We start from the raw sequence: 21,632 nt of genomic DNA, 5'->3' as shown, positions 1-21,632 counted from the left end.
AATTTGCTGTTTTTTCATAAGTTTGGTTTAGTTAGGTTTAGTTTTGATCCCGGGGTGTTGACCCCGGGATTTTCTTTTTTACGACTCTTTCTGTTTGAAGTATTCTATCTTCCCTGTTAAAGCAATTTCCTTTACTTTTTCAATCAGTGCCAATCTTTCTTCGGCATTGAGTTGAGTAAACGAACGTGCCAATGCGATTTTCTCCCGCATGTACGTGGCATTTTCATTTCCCGAAATCAGCACTGTTACAGGCAACGACCAAACAAAATGCATGGCTTCCTTAATACTCAGGTAATTCGGAATGAGAGGGTCTTCCGTAGTCCAGCCCGCTTCTTTTTTACTGGCGAAGAAGCGTCCGTCGGCCAGCGATTTGATTGCCAGAACTCCCATGTTTCGTTCCATGGCCTCCGGAAGAACATTTTGGGTGAAGCTGAAATAATTGTGGTCCAGCACATTCACCGGCATCAGTACGGTATCAAACATATTGCTTTCTGCACTTCTTTCAAGCATCCGTTTGTGGGCAAACGGATTTTGATGCCCGGTAAATCCGAGGTACTTTACTTTTCCTTCCTGTTGGGCTTTTTGTAAAACGTCCAATACGCCGTTGGAAATCCTGTTGTCCACATCCTGAGGTGTTGAAACAGCATGTACCTGGAAGAGATCAATTTGGTCAACCTGTAATCGGCGCAAGGAACCTTCCAGGTGCTCTCTCACGGTTTTGGCATCCTTTCCGGTTGATTTGGTCATCAGAAAAACCAGGTCGCGGTATTTCGGTGTGAGGTATTTTCCATAACGTTCTTCACTCCTTCCAGCTGAGTAGCTTTCCGCTGTGTCAAAAAAGCGAACGCCGCCCTCCAGGGCCGCTTCAATGATCTCCTGCGCATCCCGCTCGCTTGTCCAGCCAACATGATAGCCACCAGTTCCGAGCATGGTTACATATTCGTTGGTTCTCCCGAGTTTGCGCTTAGGGAGAACCTCTCCCAAACGATCCGAATTATTTTCTTTTGCAAAAGACGACGGGGCAAGACTTAGTCCGGCCGTGAGGCCTGCCAGCGATTTTAGAAAGGTTCTTCTGTCGTTCATCTCATTTAAGATTTTGGTTTCATTCTGATAAAGCTTTTTCAATATACTCCATTCTTCTGAATCGGGGCCTTATTTCCATAAAACATTTTACTAATTAGCAGGTCTTCAATTGTTATAGCCCCTCTTTCTCGCTGTTTTGTTTTTCCATATATTGCTGAAATAAACTCACATCCGGGCATTATTGTGGCGGATGTACAAAAACAGAACTATGACTACACCCGTTTATCCTTGTCTTTGGTTTGACGATCAGGCGCAGAAAGCATCTTCAATTTACTGTTCCTTGTTTAAGAACTCGCGTATTATCTCCCAAAGCCCCGTAGCGGTTACTTTCGAACTTGCCGGAAAGAAGCACATGGCGTTAAATGGCGGGCCTATGTTTTCAATTACGCCCGCGATTTCGCTTTTTGCCACTTGCGATTCGGTGGAAGAAACCGACAGGGTTTGGAATGAACTGGTAAAAGAGGGAAGTGTTCTTATTCCTATCGGTACTTATCCGTGGAGCGAAAGGTACGGCTGGTTGAAGGACCGTTTTGGAATGACCTGGCAAATTTCGTCTTCAGGGCGAAAAGACGGAGAACAAAGAATTGTTCCGTCGATGCTTTTTGTCGGAGAACTTTTCGGGAAAGCTGCCGAAGCCATCGAATTTTATTCCGGTATTTTTGAAGGAGTTACCATTCCGGTTATGGAGAAATACCCGGTAGGAGATGATAACGAAGGTAAAGTACTGTATTCGGAATTTACCCTGAACGAAGCTGATTTGATTGCGATGGACGGGCCTGGAGAACATAAGTACAGCTTTACTGAAGGTGTTTCGCTGGTGGTTGAGTGCGAAGATCAAACGGAGATCGACCATTACTGGGAGAAGTTGACAGAAGGAGGGGAGGAAAGCATGTGTGGCTGGTTAAAAGATAAATTTGGCGTTTCGTGGCAGGTGTTTCCGAAAATTCTGAATCAACTGATGAGTGATCCGGAAAAAGCCGCGCGGGTTTTCGAGTCATATAGAAATATGCGCAAGTTCGAGATCGATAAGCTGGATGTGAGTTGAAAATTTCCAAATAGTTTAAAACTATCTTTTATGAAGATTTTACTGATTACCTTAATGGCAGCGTTTTTTAGCCTGACTCTGGTTTCGCAGGAAAAGTTTGAAAATACATTGACTTACAATGACGAAGCCGGTAGTCCGGAAGCGACGCTCGAATGCCTCGATTTTGTGGCAGGACATTGGCAGGGGAAAGCATTTGGCGGAATTGTGGAAGAAGTGTGGACGCCGCCGCTGGGAGGTTCCATGATGTGTGCCTTTAAGCTGGTGGTTGATAGCCAGGTGCAGTTTTATGAGTTGTGTACCTTGTCGGAAGAAAATAAAACACTTATCCTGCGGCTCAAACATTTTCGCGGAGATTTGAAAGGCTGGGAAGAGAAAGATGAGACCGTGGATTTCAGACTGGTAAAAGTAGAACCGGGGAAAGTGTATTTCGATGGTTTTACTTTTGAAAAGGTATCGCACGACGAAATCAACTTATACGTGGTACTGGAAGAAAAGGGGGAAAAAGAAGAAATGCGTTTTAACTATCACCGGTTTAAAGGTGGAACGTCCCTTTATTAATCGTCGTCATCGTCGTCTTTCCCGCTGTACTTTGCGGGATAAGGTTTATCTCCCATCGTGGCCGACCAGATAATCCGGTTAAAAAGAGCATCGTTTCCGGCATCCACGCGGTCAAACTGCGGGTGCATACTTTTTTTTGCAAAGTGAAGTGCTGTTCCGCTTAGTTTCGACAGATCGGGATTCATTTCATCCAATTGAATTTTATTGGGGACCGACGCAAAAGAGCGATTGTCAGGTGTTGTGGCGAAACAATCAAACATGGGCATGGCTGTGGCATCCTGAATGTTCATCGGCGGAATTCCCAAAATCTGCTCAATGGTGCGTACCATCGAAACCTGGTTATAATTGGTGTGGTTGGTAGCACCCAAACGGGTGTACGGACTAACAACCAACCCTACGGTGCGGTATGCTGAAACATGGTCCCATCCCGATTGGGAATCGTCTTCAGTTACAAAAACGACGGTATTTTCCCAGAAACGACTGTTCGAAATGGCTTCGATAATTTGACCCAGCGCCAGGTCGTTATCAGCTACCATGGCTCGTGGCGTTGGCAATCCCGGGCGTGTTCCGCCGGTATGATCGTTTGGAAGCGCCACTACCATCAGTTCCGGCCATTGGTCGCCTTCCATTTTTTCATATTCGTTTAATTCATCAATAAAAACTTTGGCCCGCAGTACATCCGGTATTTTGTGGCTGTCGTATCCCGGATAGTTTTCACTTAAAATGCCTTCCACCGGCGCAATCGTAGTGTGGTTGGTAAATTCAAACTTTTCTCCGTTTTTAAAACCGTTGTAGATGGATGTCCAGCTGGCATCTTTGTCAAATTGCGGCACACAAGCTTCTCCGTAGATACGCACACTCTTTCCGTGATTGCGTGCATTGTCCCAGATAAACCCGGTGGGGGCGTAAACCAGTGCGTCGGTCTGTACATGCGGGTAACTGCGGAACCACGCTCTTACGTTCTTTTCCACATAATCGGTAACAATGGCCATGTCGGTCCACTGGTGCCCTTCAGCCGAACATTTTCCGGCTGCGTGAAAATTATCGAGCAGTAAAAAGTCGCGGCAGATTTTATGTGTATTCGGTGTTACTTCTTCTCCAAAATTACAAAGCGAAGGTTCTCCGTCGCCCTCTTGCATGTCTCCCAATATCTGGTCGTAGGTGCGATTCTCCTTGATGATGTATACCACGTGTTTGAATACCGATGGTTCGCCGATTCGGGCGGGAACCGGCACGGGGGCAATGTTCTTCCTCGGAAGTTTTTTCGACAAGGCAACTCTGAAAAACTGGTTGTTGGTTTTTACCTTTTCGGTGTATTGAGCGAGTTGCGATTTTTCTGGAACCGGAATAACAGAAACCGAAGCCATCATCCGGTGGCTGTTGTAGGATTTAAGTCCGCTCTCTTCTGAAACACTGGAAATGCGGGCGCCTTCTGCCTCAATGTTGGGCACGTACAAATACGAGTCGTTCAACACACAAACGCCTCCGGGGTAGGCTCCCGTGGGGATAAAACCGGCGATCTTACTCTCTGCCGGTTTGGAGGCAGACGACGCATTTTTGCCAAGTTCAATCACAGCCAGTGCATTGTCCATTCCGTTGGCGACGTAAAGTGTCTTTCCATCCGAAGTGATTCCCAAACCGTTGGGTGAATCTCCAAAGTAAGGATTCTTTTCTTCCCCCAGCTTCACCGGAATGGTTTCCACTACTTTGTCGGTTTTTGTGTCGATTACCGAAACGGCGTCGCTGTTGGCATTTGCCACGTATACAAAACGTTCGTCGGGGCTGGTGATGATATCGTTGGGATGGAGGCCTACGATAATCTCGCTGATCAAAGTACCGGTTTCCGGGTTGAAAACCGAGACGGTTCCTTCGCGGGTAGCTCCCGTTTGCGGATCCACTTTTGCCGAGCCCCACGGAACGCCTGCCACATTTTTATCGTTTTCATCGGGAATGGCACCTCCCCAGTTGGTCACATATATTTTCCCGGCGGCTTTAACCACTCCGTAGGGCGCGACACCGGTTGCAGCAGTCCAGAGTACAGCGCCGGTTTCGGCATTTTGTTTTACCAGTTGATTGTTGCCGTTTAAAGCCACATAAAACACAGTCGATCCTTTTTCCTTTTCCACTGCCAGTTCGTTGGGAAGTGCCGAAGATGCAGGCGCCACGGCATCAAAGCTGTATTTATCAACCAACTTTAACTTGTGCCCGTTCCAGTGGGCTTTTATTAGATACGACTTTCCACGTCCCGAAGCACTGACAAAAAGTTCGTCGTTGTGCCAGCTGATTCCCGAAAAAGTATTCATCACACTTTCACCAATTAAATCTTTCAACGTTATACGTTCAACGATTTTGTTTTTACCGGTTGATATGATCACTACGGAATACCGTCCTTCCACTGCTACCCACTTGCCATCGGGAGATGCGGCACAGTCAAGCGCGTGGTTTTCCAGGTTGGAATCGCCAAAATAAAGCTGTTCGCCTGCCGGATCGATCCACCGGTTGTACGGCATCAGTACCGGCAAATGGTCGTCGGTGAGTGTTTCCTGCTCAAATGCACTCAGGTGTTTGGCCTGTTGCTTTCTGTCTTTTTTAGTTTGTGCCGTGCCGTTCAGGACTAAGCCGGCAAAGAATAGAATCAGCAGAGATGGAACGAAAAACTTCATTTTTGAACTTGTTGGTTGGTAAAGGTATTTGTTTGTTTTGGCTTCAAAGCATTCATTTCTTGATAACTGCGAAGGTAAATTTATTTTACTCCGGAGACTTTGCTGTAATAGTGATTTGACTGAATTTATTGAAAAAGTAAAAAAGTGCTTCTGATTTAGGCTTTAATAACTTCCGTTCCGTCAGAAAAGTGAGCAAAGCGGCCTTTCGTTTTTTCAAAAACCTGGTCGGTGCGTGGCCATGGCCAGCCGCCGTATTCCGTTTTTCGGTAATCGTTAAAGGCCTGCTGAATTTCAGCTTCCGAGTTCATTACAAAAGGCCCGTACTGAACCACCCGTTCGCCAATCGGTTTCCCCTGAAGAATGAGGAGGCGACTTTTCTTTGTTCCGTTTTCGATGGTCACCTGCTGCGATGCATCCAGTTCGATGGCGTGTTCCGGTTCAATTGTTTGGCCTTCGAGTGTTATCGAATCGCCTTCAAAAAAATACAACATCCGGTTTACTTCGGGGCTTGCAAGCGGAATCTCCCAGGAGGCGTTTTCTTCCATGGTCAGCTGCCAGATGGCTACTTCGTGTTCTTTGTCGGATGCCCACGAATCGGGTGCCGGTTCCGCAGCCTGAACATCGGCGATAGTACCTGCCACCACATCAACGGTTGTTTTCCTGTTGTTCGCGTCTTTAAACACCGGGGCCGGAATCTCTTCACTCCAAAGCATTTTATAAGCAGGTGTTGCCATTTTTTTTGAAGCCGGAAGATTGAGCCAAATCTGAAAAAGCTCGGTGGTGTTTGTGTTTTCTTCATCCAGCAAAGGAAACATCTCCGAGTGTTGCAAGCCGCTGCCGGCAGTCATCCATTGCACATCGCGGTTGCCGTATCTGCCGGCGCCGCCTGCCGAGTCGGCATGGTCCACCATGCCCTGCAAAACAAAGGTAACGGTTTCGAAACCACGGTGCGGGTGTGCCGGAAATCCCGGAACTTTATCGCCGTGGTACATGCGCCAGCCATCTTTTGTTACAAAGTCGTTACCGATGTTGCGCCCCTGTAACGAGGCGGCGGGCCCCATTTCGTTGTTGGCTTTGGGGTAATGATCGAGGTGGTGGACACAAAACAGGAAAGGATCGAGTGTGGCCCACGGAAAACCAAGTCGCTGGATGCGTTTTATTTTACTTGTCATCGCTTACGGTGTTTTGTTCTGAACTTCCATTTTGCAAATCGTACTATCAAAACGATGGGGACGTAATGATTGTTCGCCGCGGGGTTTTGTTTTAGCGGAGAATTAATTGGAATAAAAAACAATCGTCCGCTTTTGTATAAAATTATGTTGTCTAATATAGCAGCAACGGTTGTGAAGTGCTTGACTTTCCGTTAAATTAGAAACCTGCTTGCAAGGCAGCAAGCAATCATAAAACCAATAATAAACTAAAACCGATTACATGAAGATCCTGAACCGCTTTCTTATTCCCGTTTTTGTGCTTTTGGTGCTGACTTCGTGCGATACCCTGTTTTCATCGAAAGGACAGGTGATTGACAAGGAAACCCGCCAGCCGCTAAGTGAGGTAAAAATCAACATGAAGAACATCGATACGGTTTACACCGACAGTGCCGGGTATTATTCCTATCGCAAGGTGATGCACGGTTCGGCCGGTGCGCTGGAGATGTTGCTGACGAAAGAAGGCTACCAAAGCAAGCACGTTTCTTTTCGATCGGCAAAAGCAGACCCGCAGAATATGTTGATTGAAATGGAGCGAACGGAAACGGCACAAGCTGACGGCCTGGTTGACCGATGCTGGGTTTCCACGATGTATTATATAAATATGTATGTGATTTCGCTGCTCAATGTGCTCACCTTGTTGTTTGTGGTTTTCCGGAAAGGGCTGAAAAGAAAAGTGCTGTGGATTTTCGGTATCCTGCTGCTCAATCCCACGTTTTTTCTATCGGTTACCGACGGCAGTATCGCAAGTTTCTTCCCGCTTAACGGCCCGGTTTACCTGACGCATTTCTCGGCTTATCCCTTTTCACTAAAGATTGTGCTGCCTTTGGGTATGCTGTTGTTTTGGGGGCTGTATGTGTGGCGCCGGAATAAGCTGGTGAAGGAAAAGAGCTAAACGAAACGTCCCTGCTTTACGCTTTCAGTTTCGCTTTTATGGCTTCCACGGTATTTTTTGCGTTCCCAATAAAGAGTTCGCCGTCGATTTCAAAAACGGGGCGTTTCAAAAAAGTGTAGTCGCTTAGCAGCAGTGCTTTGTAGTCGGCGTCGGTTTTTACCGGGGCTTTGGCCAGCGCATCTTTCAGTTTGCGGGCGCGTTTGTTCACCAGCTCTTCGTAGCTGCCGGTAAACCGGTGGAAATGCTCCACCTGTTCTTCGGTTACGGGCGAGAATTTGATGTCCTGCTGTTCAAAGCTGTCGTCAACTCCCACTTCTTTCATAATTCGCCGGCAGGTATCGCAGGTGGATAAAAAATAAACTTTCCGCTTCATTTTACTTGTTTTGAAGCGGAAAGATAAGCAGCAGGTGCTGAATAAAAAAATGCATGGGTGTCCGGTTGATCCACAAGATTGCTTCTCCCGATACATCGGGCTGTCTGCGACAGAAAAAGAAGTGTTGTTGTACCCTCCGGCTTACTCCGGCACTTCTTCGAAGCCACCGGCTCCAGCCGTCCCCCTACGAGTAGGGGGACAGTTGAGGCCGACAGCTCCGCTGAGCGGAGTGTGGCCGAAACGGGGGGTGAAAAATATAATCTACCTGTCATCACTTCATTATGCTCATTCTAAAAAAGTGGATGGTGTCTGCAATGACGCTCAACACCGTAATGGCGAATGCAGTGAAGCAATCTGTTGGGCTATAACTAATTTTAACCGGAAACAGCTATGAAATACGATGCTTTGCTATCGCTTAAAACTCCACGTCGTACAAGCCCTGGCCGTCTTCCAAAAAGGTTTTTACGCTGATGTCGGTCATCGGGTGTTTGATCAGCTGCATCAGTATCTCCGGGCTGATGGTGGCCGAGTGCGCGCGTTTCATGCTTACGCGGTAAATCTGGTCAACGGTTTTGAAGCTCGCCGCCAGCACCTTGGTGTTGAGTTCGTACTCGATAATGTTTTTGGCAATGTCGCCCACCACGTCAATTCCGTGCGACGAAATGTTGTCCAGACGGCTTACGTACGGTGCCACAAAATCGGCCCCCGCTTTGGCGGCTACCAGCGCCTGTTGCTGTGTGAAAATGGCGGTGGCGGTTACATTTATTCCGGCGTCTTTCAATATCGACATTGCCTTGTAACCCTGCGGTGTTACCGGAATTTTGGTGTAGTAGTTATCGCCCAAATCAAAATACGTTTTGTATTTCTTGGCTTCGCGCACAATGTCGTCGGCATTTTCGCTCATTACCTGGATGTGGATCATCCCGTCGCCCACAATCGCCTTGATCTGGTCGACAGCTACCGAAAGCGGTTGCCCGGCCATTTTCAGAATGGTTGGATTGGTGGTTATTCCTTCCAGCGGAAAGAACTCGTATAGATGTTTCAAGGCTGCTATATCAGCCGTATCTGCCATGTAAATCATAATCACTTACTTTTTGTGGTGGGGTTTGACACGTCTATTGGTTTCTTCGAAATAAGGATGCAAAGTTTAGCAAAGTTTGCCGAACTCAGAATAAATTGACACTGAAACTGAGAAAGTTTACTTTTTCTTCAGATGCGGAAACCGATTAGCCTTTGGTTGAAACCAGGTTTTGTGGTTTGTTTTTGCTTGTAGCGGCTGATCGTCTTTCTCTTCCGCGAAGGGAGATCCACCCGAATGACCTGGTCGGACGGGGACAGGAGAGAGGGTATGTCGGAAGTTGGTTTAGGGTTCGGGGTGGCATACTGGCTCAGTTTTCAGAATCGATTAAGACAATCGAGTGTTGGGTGGTTCTACCCATCCTCTTCTCCTTCCCTGCAAGCAAGGAAGGACGATTAGCCTGTAGTTGACCCCAGGTTTTGTGGTTTGTTTTTGCTTGTAGCGGCTGATCGTCTTTCCCTTCCGCGAAGGGAGATCCACCCGAATGACCTGGTCGGACGGGGACAGGAGAGAGGGTAAACTCCCTGCCAGCGACAACTTCCTTTCGTTCTGGATTAAGAAGAAAACCTGACATGCCTGTATCGTTGCTACAAAGATGTTGTAAGGCCTTGACTTGAATACATAAAATAATTACCTTCAATGCATTAATAACCTTTTGAGCGAATGTTAGTTAGCGGGCACATATTCTCCGGATCATAAAACAATACAAGCTTTTCGATACCCCGATGTGTGCACTTTTATGGATGTAAGATGAAAATGGGCCGGGATTTTCCGGCACTTGTAATAGTTAACCCGCCCCCAGGGCGGCAATGTTAAACCATAAAAACCATACAGTTATGGCAATCAAATTTAAAGTTATTGAGAAAGGCCAGCCCGGAGTAGCCGGTGGTGGCGTGAAAAAGTACTATGCTTCGGCGCAAACAACCGGCGATATGACGCTGCCCAAACTGACCGCGAGTATCGAAAAAGTGAGTACGGTGAGTGGTGCCGATATCCGCGCGGTGTTGTATGCCATGGTCGATGTAATGAAAAGCGCGCTGGCCGATGGACAGATCGTTCGTTTGGGCGACCTGGGAAGCCTGCGGATCAGCATCGCCAGCAACGGCGAAGAGACTCCGGAAAAGGTAAGTGCGAAGTCGGTTAAGTCGGCCCGAACCGTTTTTTCACCCGGTGTTGAGCTCAAAAACCAGCTGAAAATGCTGAAGTACGAAAAGGCTTGATAACAGGGCTTTTCAGAAGCACAAAAAAAACACGCTAGGTTTTTCCAAAAATGTAGCGTGTTTTTTTAAAAAAGACGTGTGTTTTTTCTGAAAACGTAGGCACAAAATCAAAAAGAGGCAGGCAGGCCTCCGCAAAGAGGGGCTTTAGCCCTTAATCTCTGTTTGTTAAAGTTTTACCCGGAGCGCAATCGAAACAATTCTTTTATTAAATTAGTGGCTGAACCTTCGGTGACACCCGGAACGAACAGCAGCGAGAGATTTGCCACCCTTGGACCATTAACGGATAATTTCGGATTGTAAATGCTTTTAAACGTTTGTAATTAGTAATAAACGGGCAAAGGGTTGTTTTAGCGGAAGTTTGAGTTGAAATAGAATAGTAGTTTGAATAGTGGAATAGATGTAATGCATATACACATACGTTGTGTACAAATTTAACCGAGAGATGAGAAATCTAAGTAAATAAACCTAAAATTTAGAAAATATGAAAAAAACGCCATTGTTATCAGGAATTATTTTCATCCTATTTGGGACAGTTGCATGGCTTATTGGTAATTCAATTGATGTAGCAGATTACCCTAATATTAAAAGTTTTGTAACAGGATTAGGTTATACTATTATTGGCCTTGGTATAATCTCATCTTTAATAGATATGCCAGATTGGAGAAGTTATTTTGGTGAACGATTAAAGGAAATCGTACTTGATAGAAAATACCTTGAGAACTTAAGTGACAAAGAACTAATCGGGGTGCAGAGAGACATTCTAAAATCAAGATATAAAGAAACAGGAATTGATAAGGAAGGTTCTTTTTTAAACTTTATGCAAGAAAGCATTGAGCATCTAATTAATTCACCCTTTAGGGAGCATATTGCGTGCAATTGTCATATTACAGAAGTTAAAGATAGACCAGGAGTATTATATTATAAAGAAAAGATGTCTTATACGTTAAAAACTGTAGGTGATAAGAAAATTGAAAATGTGATTTGGACATGGAGAAAAGATGAAATGCTTGAGGCAAAAAAAATGAAATGCACTTTTAAATGTCCTAAATATAAGGAAGATAGGAGTAGCTGTACTTGTTCTGAAGGAAAAAGGTGTGAAGATGGTTTTAAGGAAGTAGGAGAAATAAAGATTAAAGATTTCGGAAAAGACGCACAAGGATATAATATTGACATCAAAGAGTTTATGGAGCCAATTGATGGAGTTCAAGTTTTCGTAGAGTTAGAGTTTACAATGTCTGAGAACAAGTTGTATTCTTGGACAATGGCTTATCCATCAAGGGATATTAATCTAACTTTAATCTATCCAGAATCATATGAAGTTGATAGGTATGTTGGAGGGTTAGATGAAAAAGACTATTATATTTCCACTGACTTTCATGAAAATACTGTTCATTTTGTAAGAGAAGGATGGATGCTTCCTACTTCAGGAATAACATTTGCCTTGAGTAAAAAAAACAGCACACAAGCGGTTATAAGTAATGATGGGAAAACAGCTGTGATTGAAACTGAGAATAATAAATAAAGATTGTCGCGGTTTGATAAGCTGGAGCGTCGAACCCCCGCTCCCCGCTCCCGCGCGAGTCCCCTCGCGTGCTTGTTCGGGGAACTTCCTTTTGCTGATCTGCTCTCAGAGTTATCTCACATTTGGGAAGACACAAAAAAATGCGATTCATGAAAGAATAAACCGTCAAATGATTTAAACCCAATGATGAAAACAACAAAAATTTCCGGATTAAAGATCCCCGTTCGATTGGTAAAAATCATGTTACCAGTATTGTGCCTTACTCTTTTGTTGAGCTGTAAAGATGATGATCAGCCCCTGCTGGAAACGTCAATGTTACAAGGAAAGTGGGTGGAGAAAGAGCCTGAAGACCTGATTCAGTTTGCTGGCACAAACCACACTTTTGTGTTCCGGGAAGACAGCTTTTTCATAAAAATAGAATCCTGGACGGATGTGGTTGAACCCGGAGATCCCTGTGAAGGCTGCCCGGGTTATGGATACGCGAAGGGAGAATACTCTTTTGATTTAACTACCATAAATTTCGAGGGGAAGATCGGCCTGGATTCGAATTTTGCTGAACCAGGTGATTCGGGCAGAGTGTTGACTTATTGTGTTACCTATAATTATACGTTAAAATCTTCCAGCATCCTGGTTTTAGGTCCCGAGTTAGAATACGAAAGCATAACGCTCGTAAAAGAGTAGGCATGGATTTGTAGCTTAACAACTTTGTGTGCTGCAACAAAATAAAGATGTGTGGAACTCTGAGCGAACAGGCTTTGGCTCCTTCAGAGCCGGGTAATATTGGGGGGATGCTGGCACACACAGGGCGTTGCCCTGTGTTTGTGCTTTCGCACCTTTGGTGCTGGAGTGTTAAAAGCAGCCGGGGTGCAAATGTTATTGCAATGGGTCCGAAGTAAAATTATGATGTTGCCTTGAAAGGTAGGAGCTTATTGCACATATCATTATATTTATCCTTGTGAGAAATAAGCCCAAAGGGCTTCTGGCAAAAGCTCGGGGCAAGGCCCTGAGAGTATTGATGAACAATGAAATCAGCCCTGAAGGGGCGCTACCATTAACACCCACTATTATTATGCCTCAATCCTTAGCAAAAGTTTATCTCCACATCACCTTCAGCACAAAAAACAGGGAAAACAGAATTGATTCGGCCATTGAACACCGTCTTTACGATTACCTGGGAGGCATTTGCAAAGGCCTGGAATGTTTCCCCGTTCAGATAGGTGGTTACCAAAATCATGTACACCTATTGTGCACCTTGTCACGAAAAACCACATTGGCAGAGTTGCTGGAAGCGTTAAAGAAGAACTCTTCGAAATGGATAAAATCGATTGATACGAAGTATGAAAATTTCTACTGGCAGCGGGGTTATGGTGTGTTTTCGGTGAATCCATCGGAAGTAGATGTGGTGAAACAGTACATCATCAATCAACACGAGCATCATCGGGTAAGGACATTTGAGGAAGAATATCGTGCATTTCTTAAAAAGTACAAGGTGGATTTTGATGAACGCTATCTGTGGGATTGAGTTGTCGTTTCTTCTGCGAACAGACTTTGGCTCCTTCAGAGCCTCGGGAATATTTGGGGGATGCTGGCACACACAGGGCGTTGCCCTGTGTTTGTGCTTTCGAACCTTTGGTGCTGGTCGTTTAAAACTGAGAGTGTTTTAGTGTTGGAACATTTTACTATGTTTGCCAAGAATGATTATAGAATCTCTTCATAATATTGAGACCATACAAAATGAGGAATTCTTTCTGAAATGTGGAAATCCGTGTACAAGGATAGGCCGGTTAATGAAAGGTGTAATGCGGGGTTTTGTTACCGATGACGATGGCAACGAAATTACAACGCATTTTTACCGGGAAGGAGACATGGTAATTGGAAGCTATATTCCCAATGCGAATGCCCCGGTTTCGATCCAGGCATTGGATGAATGTGAAGTTTTAATGGCTGATTATTCGGCTGTCATGTCTCACCTCAACAAAGACCAGGATATTACCGAAGTAATTACCGTGGCATTTCAAAAATTAAACATACAGTTGCAGTCACGATTAGTCGCCCTTCAGAATTTGGATTCACTAGAAAAATATGAGCTTTTTTTGAAAGAGTATCCTAATCTGATAAATCGAATACCACATTACTATATCGCCAGTTTTTTAGGAATTACGCCTACTCAGCTAAGTAGGGCACGAAAGCAATTTATCAACAAATGTAAACGATAACTAAGCTGAGGTTCTATTTTTTTGTACCTAAAAAATGGCTTTAAAATTTGAAGAGTTTACCCTACATGACAAACAAGGCGATTATGCAAACGTAAAACACATTCGCTTGTCCGGAACAAACTTCGGGATTGGAAATAAGCTTGGCGAACTCGCAAAAAACAGGCATTCGCTGCAAATGCCCAAATGGTCGTCAACCACCAAACGTGATGCTCAGTACACTTACTTAAAAAAGAATTACCCGGCACATTTCGACAGAATGGCTGGTTTCGCCAATGCTTTTGGCGAAGATATTCAACAGGCTGAACACGATTATTCCTGTTTTGGCATCACATTAGCCTTTCCAATGTGTTCGGCGGTATACTACCCTCCCTGTTCTACTGAAACGGAGACTGGGATAATAAGCCGAAATGCCGATCTGGAACTCGTTCGCACTCCTCTGCTACCTGGTGATACAACTGAAAAAAGCAGCACCAAAATAATGGGGAAGCCCTATGTTCTTGAGTTGCATCCTGATAAAGGATATTCTTCTTTGGTAATGTTTTGTTTCGAATTGTATGGCTTGGCTCTGGATGGGATTAACGCTGAAGGGCTGGTGGTAACTCATCTGCATGGCGATGTTCTAAACGAAGACGCCTACAAGCCAGGCATGGATTCGGGAGTGGGTATTAATGAAATGCTTGTTGTTCAGCAACTGCTCGACAATTGCAAGACAGTTGATGAGGCAAAAGAAATGCTTTTGTGTAATAAACACTTTCGGATGATTTTGCCAACCCACTTACTAATAGCAGATAAATTCGGAAATTCGTTTGTTTGGGAATATCCAATTGAACACAATCAGGACTTTTTCACGGATGGAAATTCGGAAATACAGATACTCACCAATTTCCCTTTGTATAAATACCCTGCAATCTACACATTCCCCAAAAGCAATGACTTGTCGTGCCCATTTGCCCGGTATAAAACACTGAGTGAAGAGATCGGTACTTACAGAGGAAAAGTTTCTAATGACTCGATTAAAAAGATAAACTCAAAGGTATTTGTTCGGCAGGAAATGTATAAAACTCCTCCTCCGGTTGCAGTACGAACCATTTACCACAACGTATATGATTGCAATCAAAGAACGATGGAAGTATCTTTTTACAGAAAAGAAGACAATAACAAACAGGAAAGAACCGAATATTTTAAATTTAAATTGAAATAACCGGCCATAGGCAACTAAAAAGGCACCTCCTCGCGGAGATGCCTTTCAACTATTTTGGATAGGTATTATTTCTTTTCTTTTAAATCGATTACCAGGTTGAGTTCATCAAGCTGTTCGTTGGCGATTGGTGCAGGCGAGTCGATCATTACATCGCGGCCGGCGTTGTTTTTCGGGAAGGCGATCACATCGCGGATCGTTTCCAGCCCGGCAAACATCGATACCAAACGGTCGAAACCAAAGGCGATACCGGCATGTGGCGGTGCACCAAATTTAAAGGCGTTCATCAGGAAGCCAAACTGTGCCTGTGCCTGTTCGGGAGTAAAGCCCAGTTTGTCAAACATTTTTGCCTGTAACTCCGAATTAAAGATTCGTACCGAACCTCCACCGATTTCAACACCGTTGATCACCAGGTCGTAGGCATTGGCGCGAACTTTTCCGGGATCGGTATCCAGCAGTGGAATGTCTTCGGGCTTGGGCGAAGTAAACGGATGGTGCTTGGCGTAGAAACGTTGTGTGTCTTCGTCCCATTCGAGCAGCGGGAAGTCGACCACCCACAAAGGTTTGAAAATATTTTTATCGCGCAGTCCCAGCTGGTTGGCCATTTCGAGACGCAGCGAACCCAGTGCTTCCTGTATGTGCTCTTTGTCGCCCGACATTACCAGGATCAGGTCGCCTGCTTCGGCACCGGTAATTTCTGCCCAGGTTTTCAGGTCTTCTTCCGAATAAAATTTATCAACCGACGATTTGAAGCTTCCGTCGGCATTGCATTTTACATACACCAAGCCTTTGGCGCCAATTTGCGGACGTTTTACCCACTCAGTCAAACCATCAAGCTGTTTTCTGGTATATTCCGAACAACCTTTGGCTGCAATGGCTCCAACGTATTCGGCTGCATCAAACACGCCAAAACCTTTTCCTTTTGCGGTTTCGGTCAGCTCGCTGATCAGCATTTCAAAACGGGTATCAGGTTTGTCCGAACCGTATTTTTCCATGGCTTCGCTGTAAGGCATCCATGGGAAGTCTTCCACTTCAACACCCAGCGTTTCTTTAAACATATACTTGGTAAGGCCTTCGAACATTTCAAGCACGTCTTTCTGCTCCACAAACGACATTTCGCAGTCGATCTGGGTAAACTCTGGCTGACGGTCGGCACGCAGGTCTTCGTCGCGGAAACACTTTACAATCTGGTAGTAGCGGTCGAATCCGGCCACCATGAGCAATTGTTTGAATGTTTGCGGCGATTGCGGCAGTGCATAAAATTCGCCGGCGTTCATACGCGACGGAACTACGAAGTCGCGGGCACCTTCGGGAGTCGATTTGATCAGAACCGGAGTTTCGGTTTCAATAAAATCTTTTTCATTCAGGTAATTGCGAACGGCGTGTGCCATTTTTGCACGCAGAATCAGGTTATCACGTACGGGAGCACGGCGCAAATCGAGGTAACGGTATTTCATCCGCAGTTCGTCGCCACCATCGGTATCGTCCTGAATGGTAAACGGAGGAATATCCGATTGGCTCAAAACGTTGATTTCGCTCAAGGCAATTTCGATCTCACCGGTTGGAATGTTCTTGTTTTTGCTCGAACGTTCGCGAACGGTTCCCTTTGCCTGAATCACAAATTCGCGGCCCAGTTGGTCCAGCATCGAAGCCACTGAGGCATCGGTTTGTTCGTCAACTACCAATTGTGTAATTCCGTAGCGGTCGCGCAAGTCGATAAAACTCATGGCTCCCAGGTCGCGGATGCGCTGCACCCAACCTGAAAGCGTAACTTCCTGGTTTATATTTTCAATACGTAGCTCGCCGCAAGTATGTGTTCTGTACATGATGTCTGTCTTTTTATTCGGTTGCGAAAATAAGAAGATTTTGGCAATTTTGTCCGACATTTGTCGCCTTAACTTGTATGATAACCAAGATTAATGGACCGGATGGAAGCCGGTGGGAGGAATAACGAAAAACAAAAAAAGAACCTAAGAGAAATTGCAGCCATGATTGAGCCATTTAACGACGAATATTTTATGAAAAAGGCTTTTGCGGAAGCCTTGCAGGCGTACGACAAAGGCGAGGTTCCGGTAGGGGCGGTGGTAGTTGCGAACGGGAAAATTATTGCGCGGGCCCACAATCTCACCGAAACGCTGAACGATGTTACGGCTCATGCCGAAATGCAGGCAATTACTGCCGCTGCCAATTTGCTGGGCGGGAAATATTTGAATGATTGTGTTTTGTATGTTACGCTCGAGCCTTGTGTGATGTGTGCCGGGGCGCTGGGGTGGTCGCAGATCGGTAAAGTGGTATTTGGTGCGCACGACGAAAAACGGGGCTTCAAAAAATATGCGGCGCAGGCGCTTCATCCCAAAACCGAAGTACAGGGTGGTGTTCTGGAAACCGAATGCCGCGAACTGATGCAGGACTTTTTCCGGAAAAAGAGATGAGATTTTTATAGTAGTGAGTAATGAGATGTGTGTATTGAGTACTTGAAATAGGAGTTACTCAGTACTTAATACTTCATACACATATCAATATTTTCTATTCTGAAACCTGAAAACCAATCTTCTTCAGATCGCTCCAGAACCCGGGATAGGATTTGGTAACCACCATCGGGTCTTCGATTCGCATCGGAAGTCCGGCCAGTGCCATAGGTGCAAAGGCCAGCGCCATGCGGTGGTCGTGGTAGGTTTTTACCAGCGGAAGCTCTTCTTTGGTTTCCATGTCAAGCTTTCCGTCCCAGGCAAGTTCACCATGCGCCGGTTCAACCAGGGTAGCTCCGAATTTGGCCAGTTCGTTTTGCAAAGCTGCAATGCGGTCGGTTTCCTTTATTTTCAGCGTTTTCAAGCCAGTAAAATGAAAAGGAATGCCTTTCGCTACACACAGACAGGCCATGGTTTGTGCCACGTCCGGGTTTTCGATAAAGTCAAGATCCAGACGGTCGGGCTGGTTGTTTTTTGTTTTGCTGAGTATCACCCCGGTTTTTTCCTGAATGGACTCCACTCCAAAATGCTGAAACCAGGCCGCAATGTCGGCATCGCCCTGCAGGCTGTTGAGCACCAGGTTTTCCATAAGTATTTCGCCCGAATCAACCAGTGCCATAATCTGGTACCAGTACGAAGCTCCCGACCAGTCGGCTTCGCAGATAAAATCGATCGGGAAATAGCGCTGTTCCGGAACGATGATTTCGTTTTTATGCCACTGGTAACGAATGCCAAATTTGGCCATCAGCTCCAGCGTAAGTTTTATATAGGAGCGCGAAGTTACATCGCCTCTGAGATTTAATGTCAGTCCGCCTTCGAGCGTGGGCGCAATCAGCAACAAGGCCGTAATGTACTGGCTCGATACGCTGCCGTCGAGCTGGATGGTTTTTCCTTTTAGGTGCGAACCAAATATCTTGAGTGGCGGGCAACCTTCCTCTCCCAGGTATTCAATGTTGGCCCCGAGTTCGGTTAAAGCATCTACCAGAATTTTAATGGGGCGTTGTTTCATGCGTTCCGAGCCGGTGATTTCCCATTCGCCAACCACTTTCGCCAGAAAGGCCGTCAGAAAACGCATCGCAGTTCCGGCATGGCCAATGTCAAACTTACTTGAGTTCGAATAAAGTGCGGCTTGCAGCACCTTGGTATCGTCGCTGTCCGAAAGATTGTGTATCGGGTAGGGACTGTAACTCAAGGCATGAATGATAAGCGCCCGGTTGCTGATACTTTTCGACGCCGGCAGTTGGATGGTTCCCGACAAGTTTTTTATAGCTGCTGAAATCTGGTAATTCATAGGCTGTAATTTCTGACTCTTTGATTCAACTAAAAATGGGATTACAGGTTTCGGTAATATTCAAGTGCTTCCTGTATCAATTCTTTGCTGCAATTTTGGTTGATGGCAATTTGCCCGATTTCCGGTAGCAGCGTGAAATTGATCCGTCCTGATTCATTCTTTTTATCGTGTGTCATCAGCTGGTAAAGGCGTTCAAAATCGCTTTCTGAAATTTCGAATTTGCCGTAAATTCCCAGCATCCACTGTGTTAATATATTTAGGTCGCTTTCAGGGAAACCACACATTTTTACGGAAAGGTACAATTCTGCAATCATTCCGTAGGCCACCGCATATCCGTGCAGTACCGGGCGTTTTTGCTCCATGGCCAGGCTTTCAAAAGCATGACCGACGGTGTGTCCGAAGTTCAGCGCCTTACGAATGTTGTTTTCCGTAAGATCGTTGGCAACAAAGTACTCCTTTACATTCACCGAGTGGCGGATGATTTCCTGAAGATGGTCGTAGTCGATGTTGTCGAAGTCAAAAGGCTTGAGTTCTTCCAGGTGCTCCGGATTATGAATTAACCCGTGTTTGATCATCTCTGCAAAACCCGAAACCAAATTCTCGCGGTCAATCGTTTTCAGAAAATCGGTATTGATAATAACAGCAATCGGCTCTTTAAACGTTCCCACTTCGTTTTTCAGCCCGCTGAAATTTATCCCAGTTTTTCCTCCCACCGAAGCATCCACCTGTGAAAGCAGGGTAGTTGGGATGTTCAGAAAATCGATGCCACGTTTGAAGGTGGTAGCCGCAAAGCCTGCCAAATCGGTGAGCATTCCGCCGCCAATGTTAATTAAAAGTGATTTGCGGTCGCAACCGTTGTGCGAAAGAAATTCCCATATTTTACCTACCGACTCAATTTTCTTGTTGTGTTCACCGGCGGGAATTACCACTTTCTTAACGCCTGATTCTTCAAAAAAAGCGTTGAAACGGGGGAGCCAAAGCTCGTCCATCGTAGTTTCGGTAGCCAGAAACACTTTTCCTTTTGGGTATTTTTCGATGTAAGCTTTGAGTTCGGCTTCCAAATCACGTGTGTATAATATTTTGGAATAAATTGTTGAATTTCCCATATGTTGCTGCTAAATTGCGTTAAAGTTATAATAATAATGGGTTTTGGATTTGTTTCCGGACACTGTCAGACAAGTCTTAGAATTTTAATAACGAAGAATGAAGATTACGAACAGGAGGAGGGCCACCAGGTATAAACGCATTTTTTTTCTGGTGAGTATTGTGATTGCTTTAATAAGTCTTGCATTGTTTTTACTTGATTACACCATTTTCGGATTAGCCGGAGTGGGCGTTTTTTCCATTTGGTATTTGTTTTTTCATGTGGCTGATTACCAGTATTTGCAGTTTAACGATGAACATGGAAGGATCGTGTTAAGGTACTACAAAGCCATTAGTTTTGGATCGAAATCCTATCATTCTATTGAGTTTCCGCATACAATTCTTCAGAATGCACATTTCGAGAATTCGCTGTTTGGAAAGCTTACTGATCTGACTTTTTTGGTGCGAACCAGGAACGGAATTGCCGAATATCCCTCGGTTAGTTTATCGGCCTTGCCCTTTGAAGACCGGCAGAAAATGAAGGACAGCCTGTACAAAATACTTCGGAGCTAAACCCCTTGCATGGAAGAAAGCCTCAAATATAAAATAGCACTTTCTATGTTACCCGGGATCGGCGGAATTCTGGCGCGAAATCTTGTGGCTTATGTGGGGAGCGTGGAAGATATTTTTAGTTCGTCGCTGAATTCACTGAAGAAAATTCCCGGAATTGGAGAGCAAAACGCCCGGAGGATTCGTAACTCGAAGGTGCTGGAGAAGGCTGAGAAAGAGCTGGAGTATATTCATAAACATGGAATAAAAACGGCTTTTTACACCGAACCGGGGTATCCGCGAAGGCTGAAAAGCTGTGTCGATTCACCAATATTGATTTATTACAAGGGCAGCTTTAATCCCGACAAACAGCGAGTTATTAGTATTGTAGGTACGCGCAATGCCACTGATTACGGAAAACGCATGATCGACGACCTGGTAAGTGCATTTGCAGAAAGAGGCTATGATATACTGGTGGTGAGTGGTTTGGCTTACGGAATTGATATTCACGCGCACCGTGCAGCTCTGAAGAATAACATCCCCACTGTTGGTGTGGTTGCCCACGGACTGGACCGCCTGTATCCGGCGTTGCACCGCGAAACCGCCGTTAGTATGTTGGAGCATGGTGGCTTGTTAACCGATTTCCCGAGCGGGACAAAAATAGATCCGCAGAATTTTCTGAAACGTAATCGTATTATTGCCGGTCTGGCTGATGCAACTATCGTAGTAGAGTCGGCAGAAAAAGGCGGCGCCCTGGTTACCGCAGATATTGCTTCTTCTTATAACCGCGATGTGTATGCTTTTCCCGGGCGTTCGGGCGATGTCTATTCGAAAGGGTGCAATCAGCTGATTCGTAATAACGGCGCAACCTTAATCGAGGGGATTGAAGACCTGGAATATTTTATGGGATGGGAAGCGGTTGTCAGAAAAGAGGCGGTGCAATCAAGTTTGTTTGTTGAATTGAAACCGGAAGAGCAAAAAGTGGTGGATTTGTTGTTAAAAGAAAAAGAACTTTTTATCGATCAGATTTCTGCCGAAGTTCAACTTCCGGTGAGCCGTGTTTCCGTGATGTTGTTAAATCTTGAATTCCAAAATGTTATTCAGGCCCTGCCCGGAAAAATATATCGTTTAAAGTGATTTGCAGTTAAAGCTCTCATTCTCATTTAAGTTTTCTATTTTTGC

Annotated in this window: 20 protein-coding genes; 12 read left to right on the top strand and 8 right to left on the bottom strand. The window is 45.3% G+C overall.

Annotated features, from left to right (window positions below):
• Positions 1–78 precede the first annotated feature (78 nt).
• Positions 79–1,083 carry an aldo/keto reductase gene (locus D1614_RS05965; protein WP_119437415.1) on the bottom strand — a complete coding sequence of 335 codons (1,005 nt, stop codon included), beginning with the start codon at positions 1,081–1,083 and terminating at the stop codon, positions 79–81.
• A gap of 208 nt (positions 1,084–1,291) precedes the next feature.
• Here D1614_RS05965 and D1614_RS05960 point away from each other — a divergent pair, with 208 nt between their 5' ends.
• Positions 1,292–2,128, top strand: a complete 837-nt coding sequence (locus tag D1614_RS05960) for a VOC family protein (RefSeq protein WP_119436994.1) — start codon at positions 1,292–1,294, stop codon at positions 2,126–2,128.
• 30 nt (positions 2,129–2,158) lie between these two features.
• Positions 2,159–2,686 carry a DUF6265 family protein gene (locus D1614_RS05955; RefSeq protein WP_175579268.1) on the top strand — a complete coding sequence of 176 codons (528 nt, stop codon included), beginning with the start codon at positions 2,159–2,161 and terminating at the stop codon, positions 2,684–2,686.
• On the opposite strand, the gene D1614_RS05950 is transcribed toward D1614_RS05955, so the two are convergent.
• Positions 2,683–5,349, bottom strand: a complete 2,667-nt coding sequence (locus tag D1614_RS05950) for a YncE family protein (RefSeq protein WP_119436993.1) — start codon at positions 5,347–5,349, stop codon at positions 2,683–2,685. The two genes, D1614_RS05955 and D1614_RS05950, sit on opposite strands and share 4 nt — an antisense overlap.
• Before the next feature lie 155 nt (positions 5,350–5,504).
• The gene (locus D1614_RS05945) at positions 5,505–6,521 is read right to left on the bottom strand and encodes a pirin family protein (RefSeq protein WP_119436992.1); all 1,017 of its coding nucleotides are present in this window, start codon (positions 6,519–6,521) and stop codon (positions 5,505–5,507) included.
• Positions 6,522–6,780: 259 nt separating this feature from the next.
• On the opposite strand from D1614_RS05945, the gene D1614_RS05940 reads away from it, so the two are divergent.
• Positions 6,781–7,452, top strand: coding sequence for a peptidase associated/transthyretin-like domain-containing protein (locus D1614_RS05940; RefSeq protein ID WP_119436991.1), 672 nt, complete (start codon positions 6,781–6,783; stop codon positions 7,450–7,452).
• Positions 7,453–7,468: 16 nt separating this feature from the next.
• Here the strand turns inward: D1614_RS05940 and D1614_RS05935 are convergent, their stop codons facing one another.
• Entirely contained in the window at positions 7,469–7,825 is a 357-nt protein-coding gene (locus D1614_RS05935; protein WP_119436990.1) for an arsenate reductase family protein, read from the bottom strand.
• Positions 7,826–8,240: 415 nt separating this feature from the next.
• On the bottom strand, positions 8,241–8,906 hold the full coding sequence (locus D1614_RS05925; RefSeq protein WP_119436988.1) for a transaldolase family protein: 666 nt from the start codon (positions 8,904–8,906) through the stop codon (positions 8,241–8,243).
• Between the two features lie 833 nt (positions 8,907–9,739).
• On the opposite strand from D1614_RS05925, the gene D1614_RS05915 reads away from it, so the two are divergent.
• The 6 genes from D1614_RS05915 to D1614_RS05890 all read left to right on the top strand — a co-directional run bounded on the left by D1614_RS05915 (position 9,740) and on the right by D1614_RS05890 (position 15,062).
• Positions 9,740–10,123, top strand: coding sequence for an HU family DNA-binding protein (locus D1614_RS05915; protein ID WP_119437413.1), 384 nt, complete (start codon positions 9,740–9,742; stop codon positions 10,121–10,123).
• Positions 10,124–10,604: 481 nt separating this feature from the next.
• Entirely contained in the window at positions 10,605–11,645 is a 1,041-nt protein-coding gene (locus D1614_RS05910; protein ID WP_119436986.1) for a hypothetical protein, read from the top strand.
• Between the two features lie 240 nt (positions 11,646–11,885).
• Complete coding sequence (locus D1614_RS05905) at positions 11,886–12,326, top strand: hypothetical protein (RefSeq protein WP_162304425.1); 441 nt, start codon at positions 11,886–11,888, stop codon at positions 12,324–12,326.
• Positions 12,327–12,600: 274 nt separating this feature from the next.
• A complete protein-coding gene (gene tnpA / locus D1614_RS05900; protein WP_241558086.1) occupies positions 12,601–13,167 on the top strand; it encodes an IS200/IS605 family transposase in 567 nt (188 codons plus the stop codon).
• Between the two features lie 172 nt (positions 13,168–13,339).
• The gene (locus D1614_RS05895; protein WP_119436984.1) at positions 13,340–13,861 is read left to right on the top strand and encodes a Crp/Fnr family transcriptional regulator; all 522 of its coding nucleotides are present in this window, start codon (positions 13,340–13,342) and stop codon (positions 13,859–13,861) included.
• Between the two features lie 34 nt (positions 13,862–13,895).
• Positions 13,896–15,062: a carcinine hydrolase/isopenicillin-N N-acyltransferase family protein gene (locus D1614_RS05890; RefSeq protein WP_119436983.1), complete on the top strand. Its 1,167-nt coding sequence runs from the start codon at positions 13,896–13,898 to the stop codon at positions 15,060–15,062.
• 65 nt (positions 15,063–15,127) lie between these two features.
• Here the strand turns inward: D1614_RS05890 and aspS are convergent, their stop codons facing one another.
• Positions 15,128–16,885 carry an aspartate--tRNA ligase gene (gene aspS / locus D1614_RS05885; protein WP_119437411.1) on the bottom strand — a complete coding sequence of 586 codons (1,758 nt, stop codon included), beginning with the start codon at positions 16,883–16,885 and terminating at the stop codon, positions 15,128–15,130.
• A gap of 93 nt (positions 16,886–16,978) precedes the next feature.
• On the opposite strand from aspS, the gene D1614_RS05880 reads away from it, so the two are divergent.
• Complete coding sequence (locus D1614_RS05880; RefSeq protein ID WP_241558084.1) at positions 16,979–17,491, top strand: nucleoside deaminase; 513 nt, start codon at positions 16,979–16,981, stop codon at positions 17,489–17,491.
• A gap of 94 nt (positions 17,492–17,585) precedes the next feature.
• Here D1614_RS05880 and D1614_RS05875 read toward each other — a convergent pair whose 3' ends face one another.
• Together D1614_RS05875 and aroB are read right to left on the bottom strand one after the other, a co-directional pair.
• On the bottom strand, positions 17,586–18,818 hold the full coding sequence (locus D1614_RS05875; protein ID WP_119436982.1) for a 3-phosphoshikimate 1-carboxyvinyltransferase: 1,233 nt from the start codon (positions 18,816–18,818) through the stop codon (positions 17,586–17,588).
• Positions 18,819–18,859: 41 nt separating this feature from the next.
• Positions 18,860–19,924, bottom strand: coding sequence for a 3-dehydroquinate synthase (gene aroB / locus D1614_RS05870; RefSeq protein ID WP_119436981.1), 1,065 nt, complete (start codon positions 19,922–19,924; stop codon positions 18,860–18,862).
• A 97-nt stretch (positions 19,925–20,021) separates the two neighbouring features.
• On the opposite strand from aroB, the gene D1614_RS05865 reads away from it, so the two are divergent.
• Both D1614_RS05865 and dprA read left to right on the top strand, forming a co-directional pair.
• Entirely contained in the window at positions 20,022–20,474 is a 453-nt protein-coding gene (locus tag D1614_RS05865; protein WP_119436980.1) for a hypothetical protein, read from the top strand.
• Positions 20,475–20,519: 45 nt separating this feature from the next.
• The gene (gene dprA, locus D1614_RS05860) at positions 20,520–21,587 is read left to right on the top strand and encodes a DNA-processing protein DprA (protein ID WP_241558083.1); all 1,068 of its coding nucleotides are present in this window, start codon (positions 20,520–20,522) and stop codon (positions 21,585–21,587) included.
• The last annotated feature ends 45 nt before the right edge of the window (positions 21,588–21,632 follow it).

The organism is Maribellus luteus (assembly GCF_003576475.1).
Taxonomy (GTDB): domain Bacteria; phylum Bacteroidota; class Bacteroidia; order Bacteroidales; family Prolixibacteraceae; genus Draconibacterium; species Draconibacterium luteum.
This window is presented reverse-complemented; position numbering and strand designations above follow the sequence as displayed.

What these genes read in the sequence shown, in the direction of transcription:
- D1614_RS05965 (WP_119437415.1), bottom strand. Translation starts at nt 1,083, where the DNA reads ATGAACGACAGAAGAACCTTTCTAAAATCGCTGGCAGGCCTCACGGCC.
- D1614_RS05960 (WP_119436994.1), top strand. Translation starts at nt 1,292, where the DNA reads ATGACTACACCCGTTTATCCTTGTCTTTGGTTTGACGATCAGGCGCAG.
- D1614_RS05955 (WP_175579268.1), top strand. Translation starts at nt 2,159, where the DNA reads ATGAAGATTTTACTGATTACCTTAATGGCAGCGTTTTTTAGCCTGACT.
- D1614_RS05950 (WP_119436993.1), bottom strand. Translation starts at nt 5,349, where the DNA reads ATGAAGTTTTTCGTTCCATCTCTGCTGATTCTATTCTTTGCCGGCTTA.
- D1614_RS05945 (WP_119436992.1), bottom strand. Translation starts at nt 6,521, where the DNA reads ATGACAAGTAAAATAAAACGCATCCAGCGACTTGGTTTTCCGTGGGCC.
- D1614_RS05940 (WP_119436991.1), top strand. Translation starts at nt 6,781, where the DNA reads ATGAAGATCCTGAACCGCTTTCTTATTCCCGTTTTTGTGCTTTTGGTG.
- D1614_RS05935 (WP_119436990.1), bottom strand. Translation starts at nt 7,825, where the DNA reads ATGAAGCGGAAAGTTTATTTTTTATCCACCTGCGATACCTGCCGGCGA.
- D1614_RS05925 (WP_119436988.1), bottom strand. Translation starts at nt 8,906, where the DNA reads ATGATTTACATGGCAGATACGGCTGATATAGCAGCCTTGAAACATCTA.
- D1614_RS05915 (WP_119437413.1), top strand. Translation starts at nt 9,740, where the DNA reads ATGGCAATCAAATTTAAAGTTATTGAGAAAGGCCAGCCCGGAGTAGCC.
- D1614_RS05910 (WP_119436986.1), top strand. Translation starts at nt 10,605, where the DNA reads ATGAAAAAAACGCCATTGTTATCAGGAATTATTTTCATCCTATTTGGG.
- D1614_RS05905 (WP_162304425.1), top strand. Translation starts at nt 11,886, where the DNA reads ATGTTACCAGTATTGTGCCTTACTCTTTTGTTGAGCTGTAAAGATGAT.
- D1614_RS05895 (WP_119436984.1), top strand. Translation starts at nt 13,340, where the DNA reads ATGATTATAGAATCTCTTCATAATATTGAGACCATACAAAATGAGGAA.
- D1614_RS05890 (WP_119436983.1), top strand. Translation starts at nt 13,896, where the DNA reads ATGGCTTTAAAATTTGAAGAGTTTACCCTACATGACAAACAAGGCGAT.
- aspS (WP_119437411.1), bottom strand. Translation starts at nt 16,885, where the DNA reads ATGTACAGAACACATACTTGCGGCGAGCTACGTATTGAAAATATAAAC.
- D1614_RS05880 (WP_241558084.1), top strand. Translation starts at nt 16,979, where the DNA reads ATGGACCGGATGGAAGCCGGTGGGAGGAATAACGAAAAACAAAAAAAG.
- D1614_RS05875 (WP_119436982.1), bottom strand. Translation starts at nt 18,818, where the DNA reads ATGAATTACCAGATTTCAGCAGCTATAAAAAACTTGTCGGGAACCATC.
- aroB (WP_119436981.1), bottom strand. Translation starts at nt 19,924, where the DNA reads ATGGGAAATTCAACAATTTATTCCAAAATATTATACACACGTGATTTG.
- D1614_RS05865 (WP_119436980.1), top strand. Translation starts at nt 20,022, where the DNA reads ATGAAGATTACGAACAGGAGGAGGGCCACCAGGTATAAACGCATTTTT.
- dprA (WP_241558083.1), top strand. Translation starts at nt 20,520, where the DNA reads ATGTTACCCGGGATCGGCGGAATTCTGGCGCGAAATCTTGTGGCTTAT.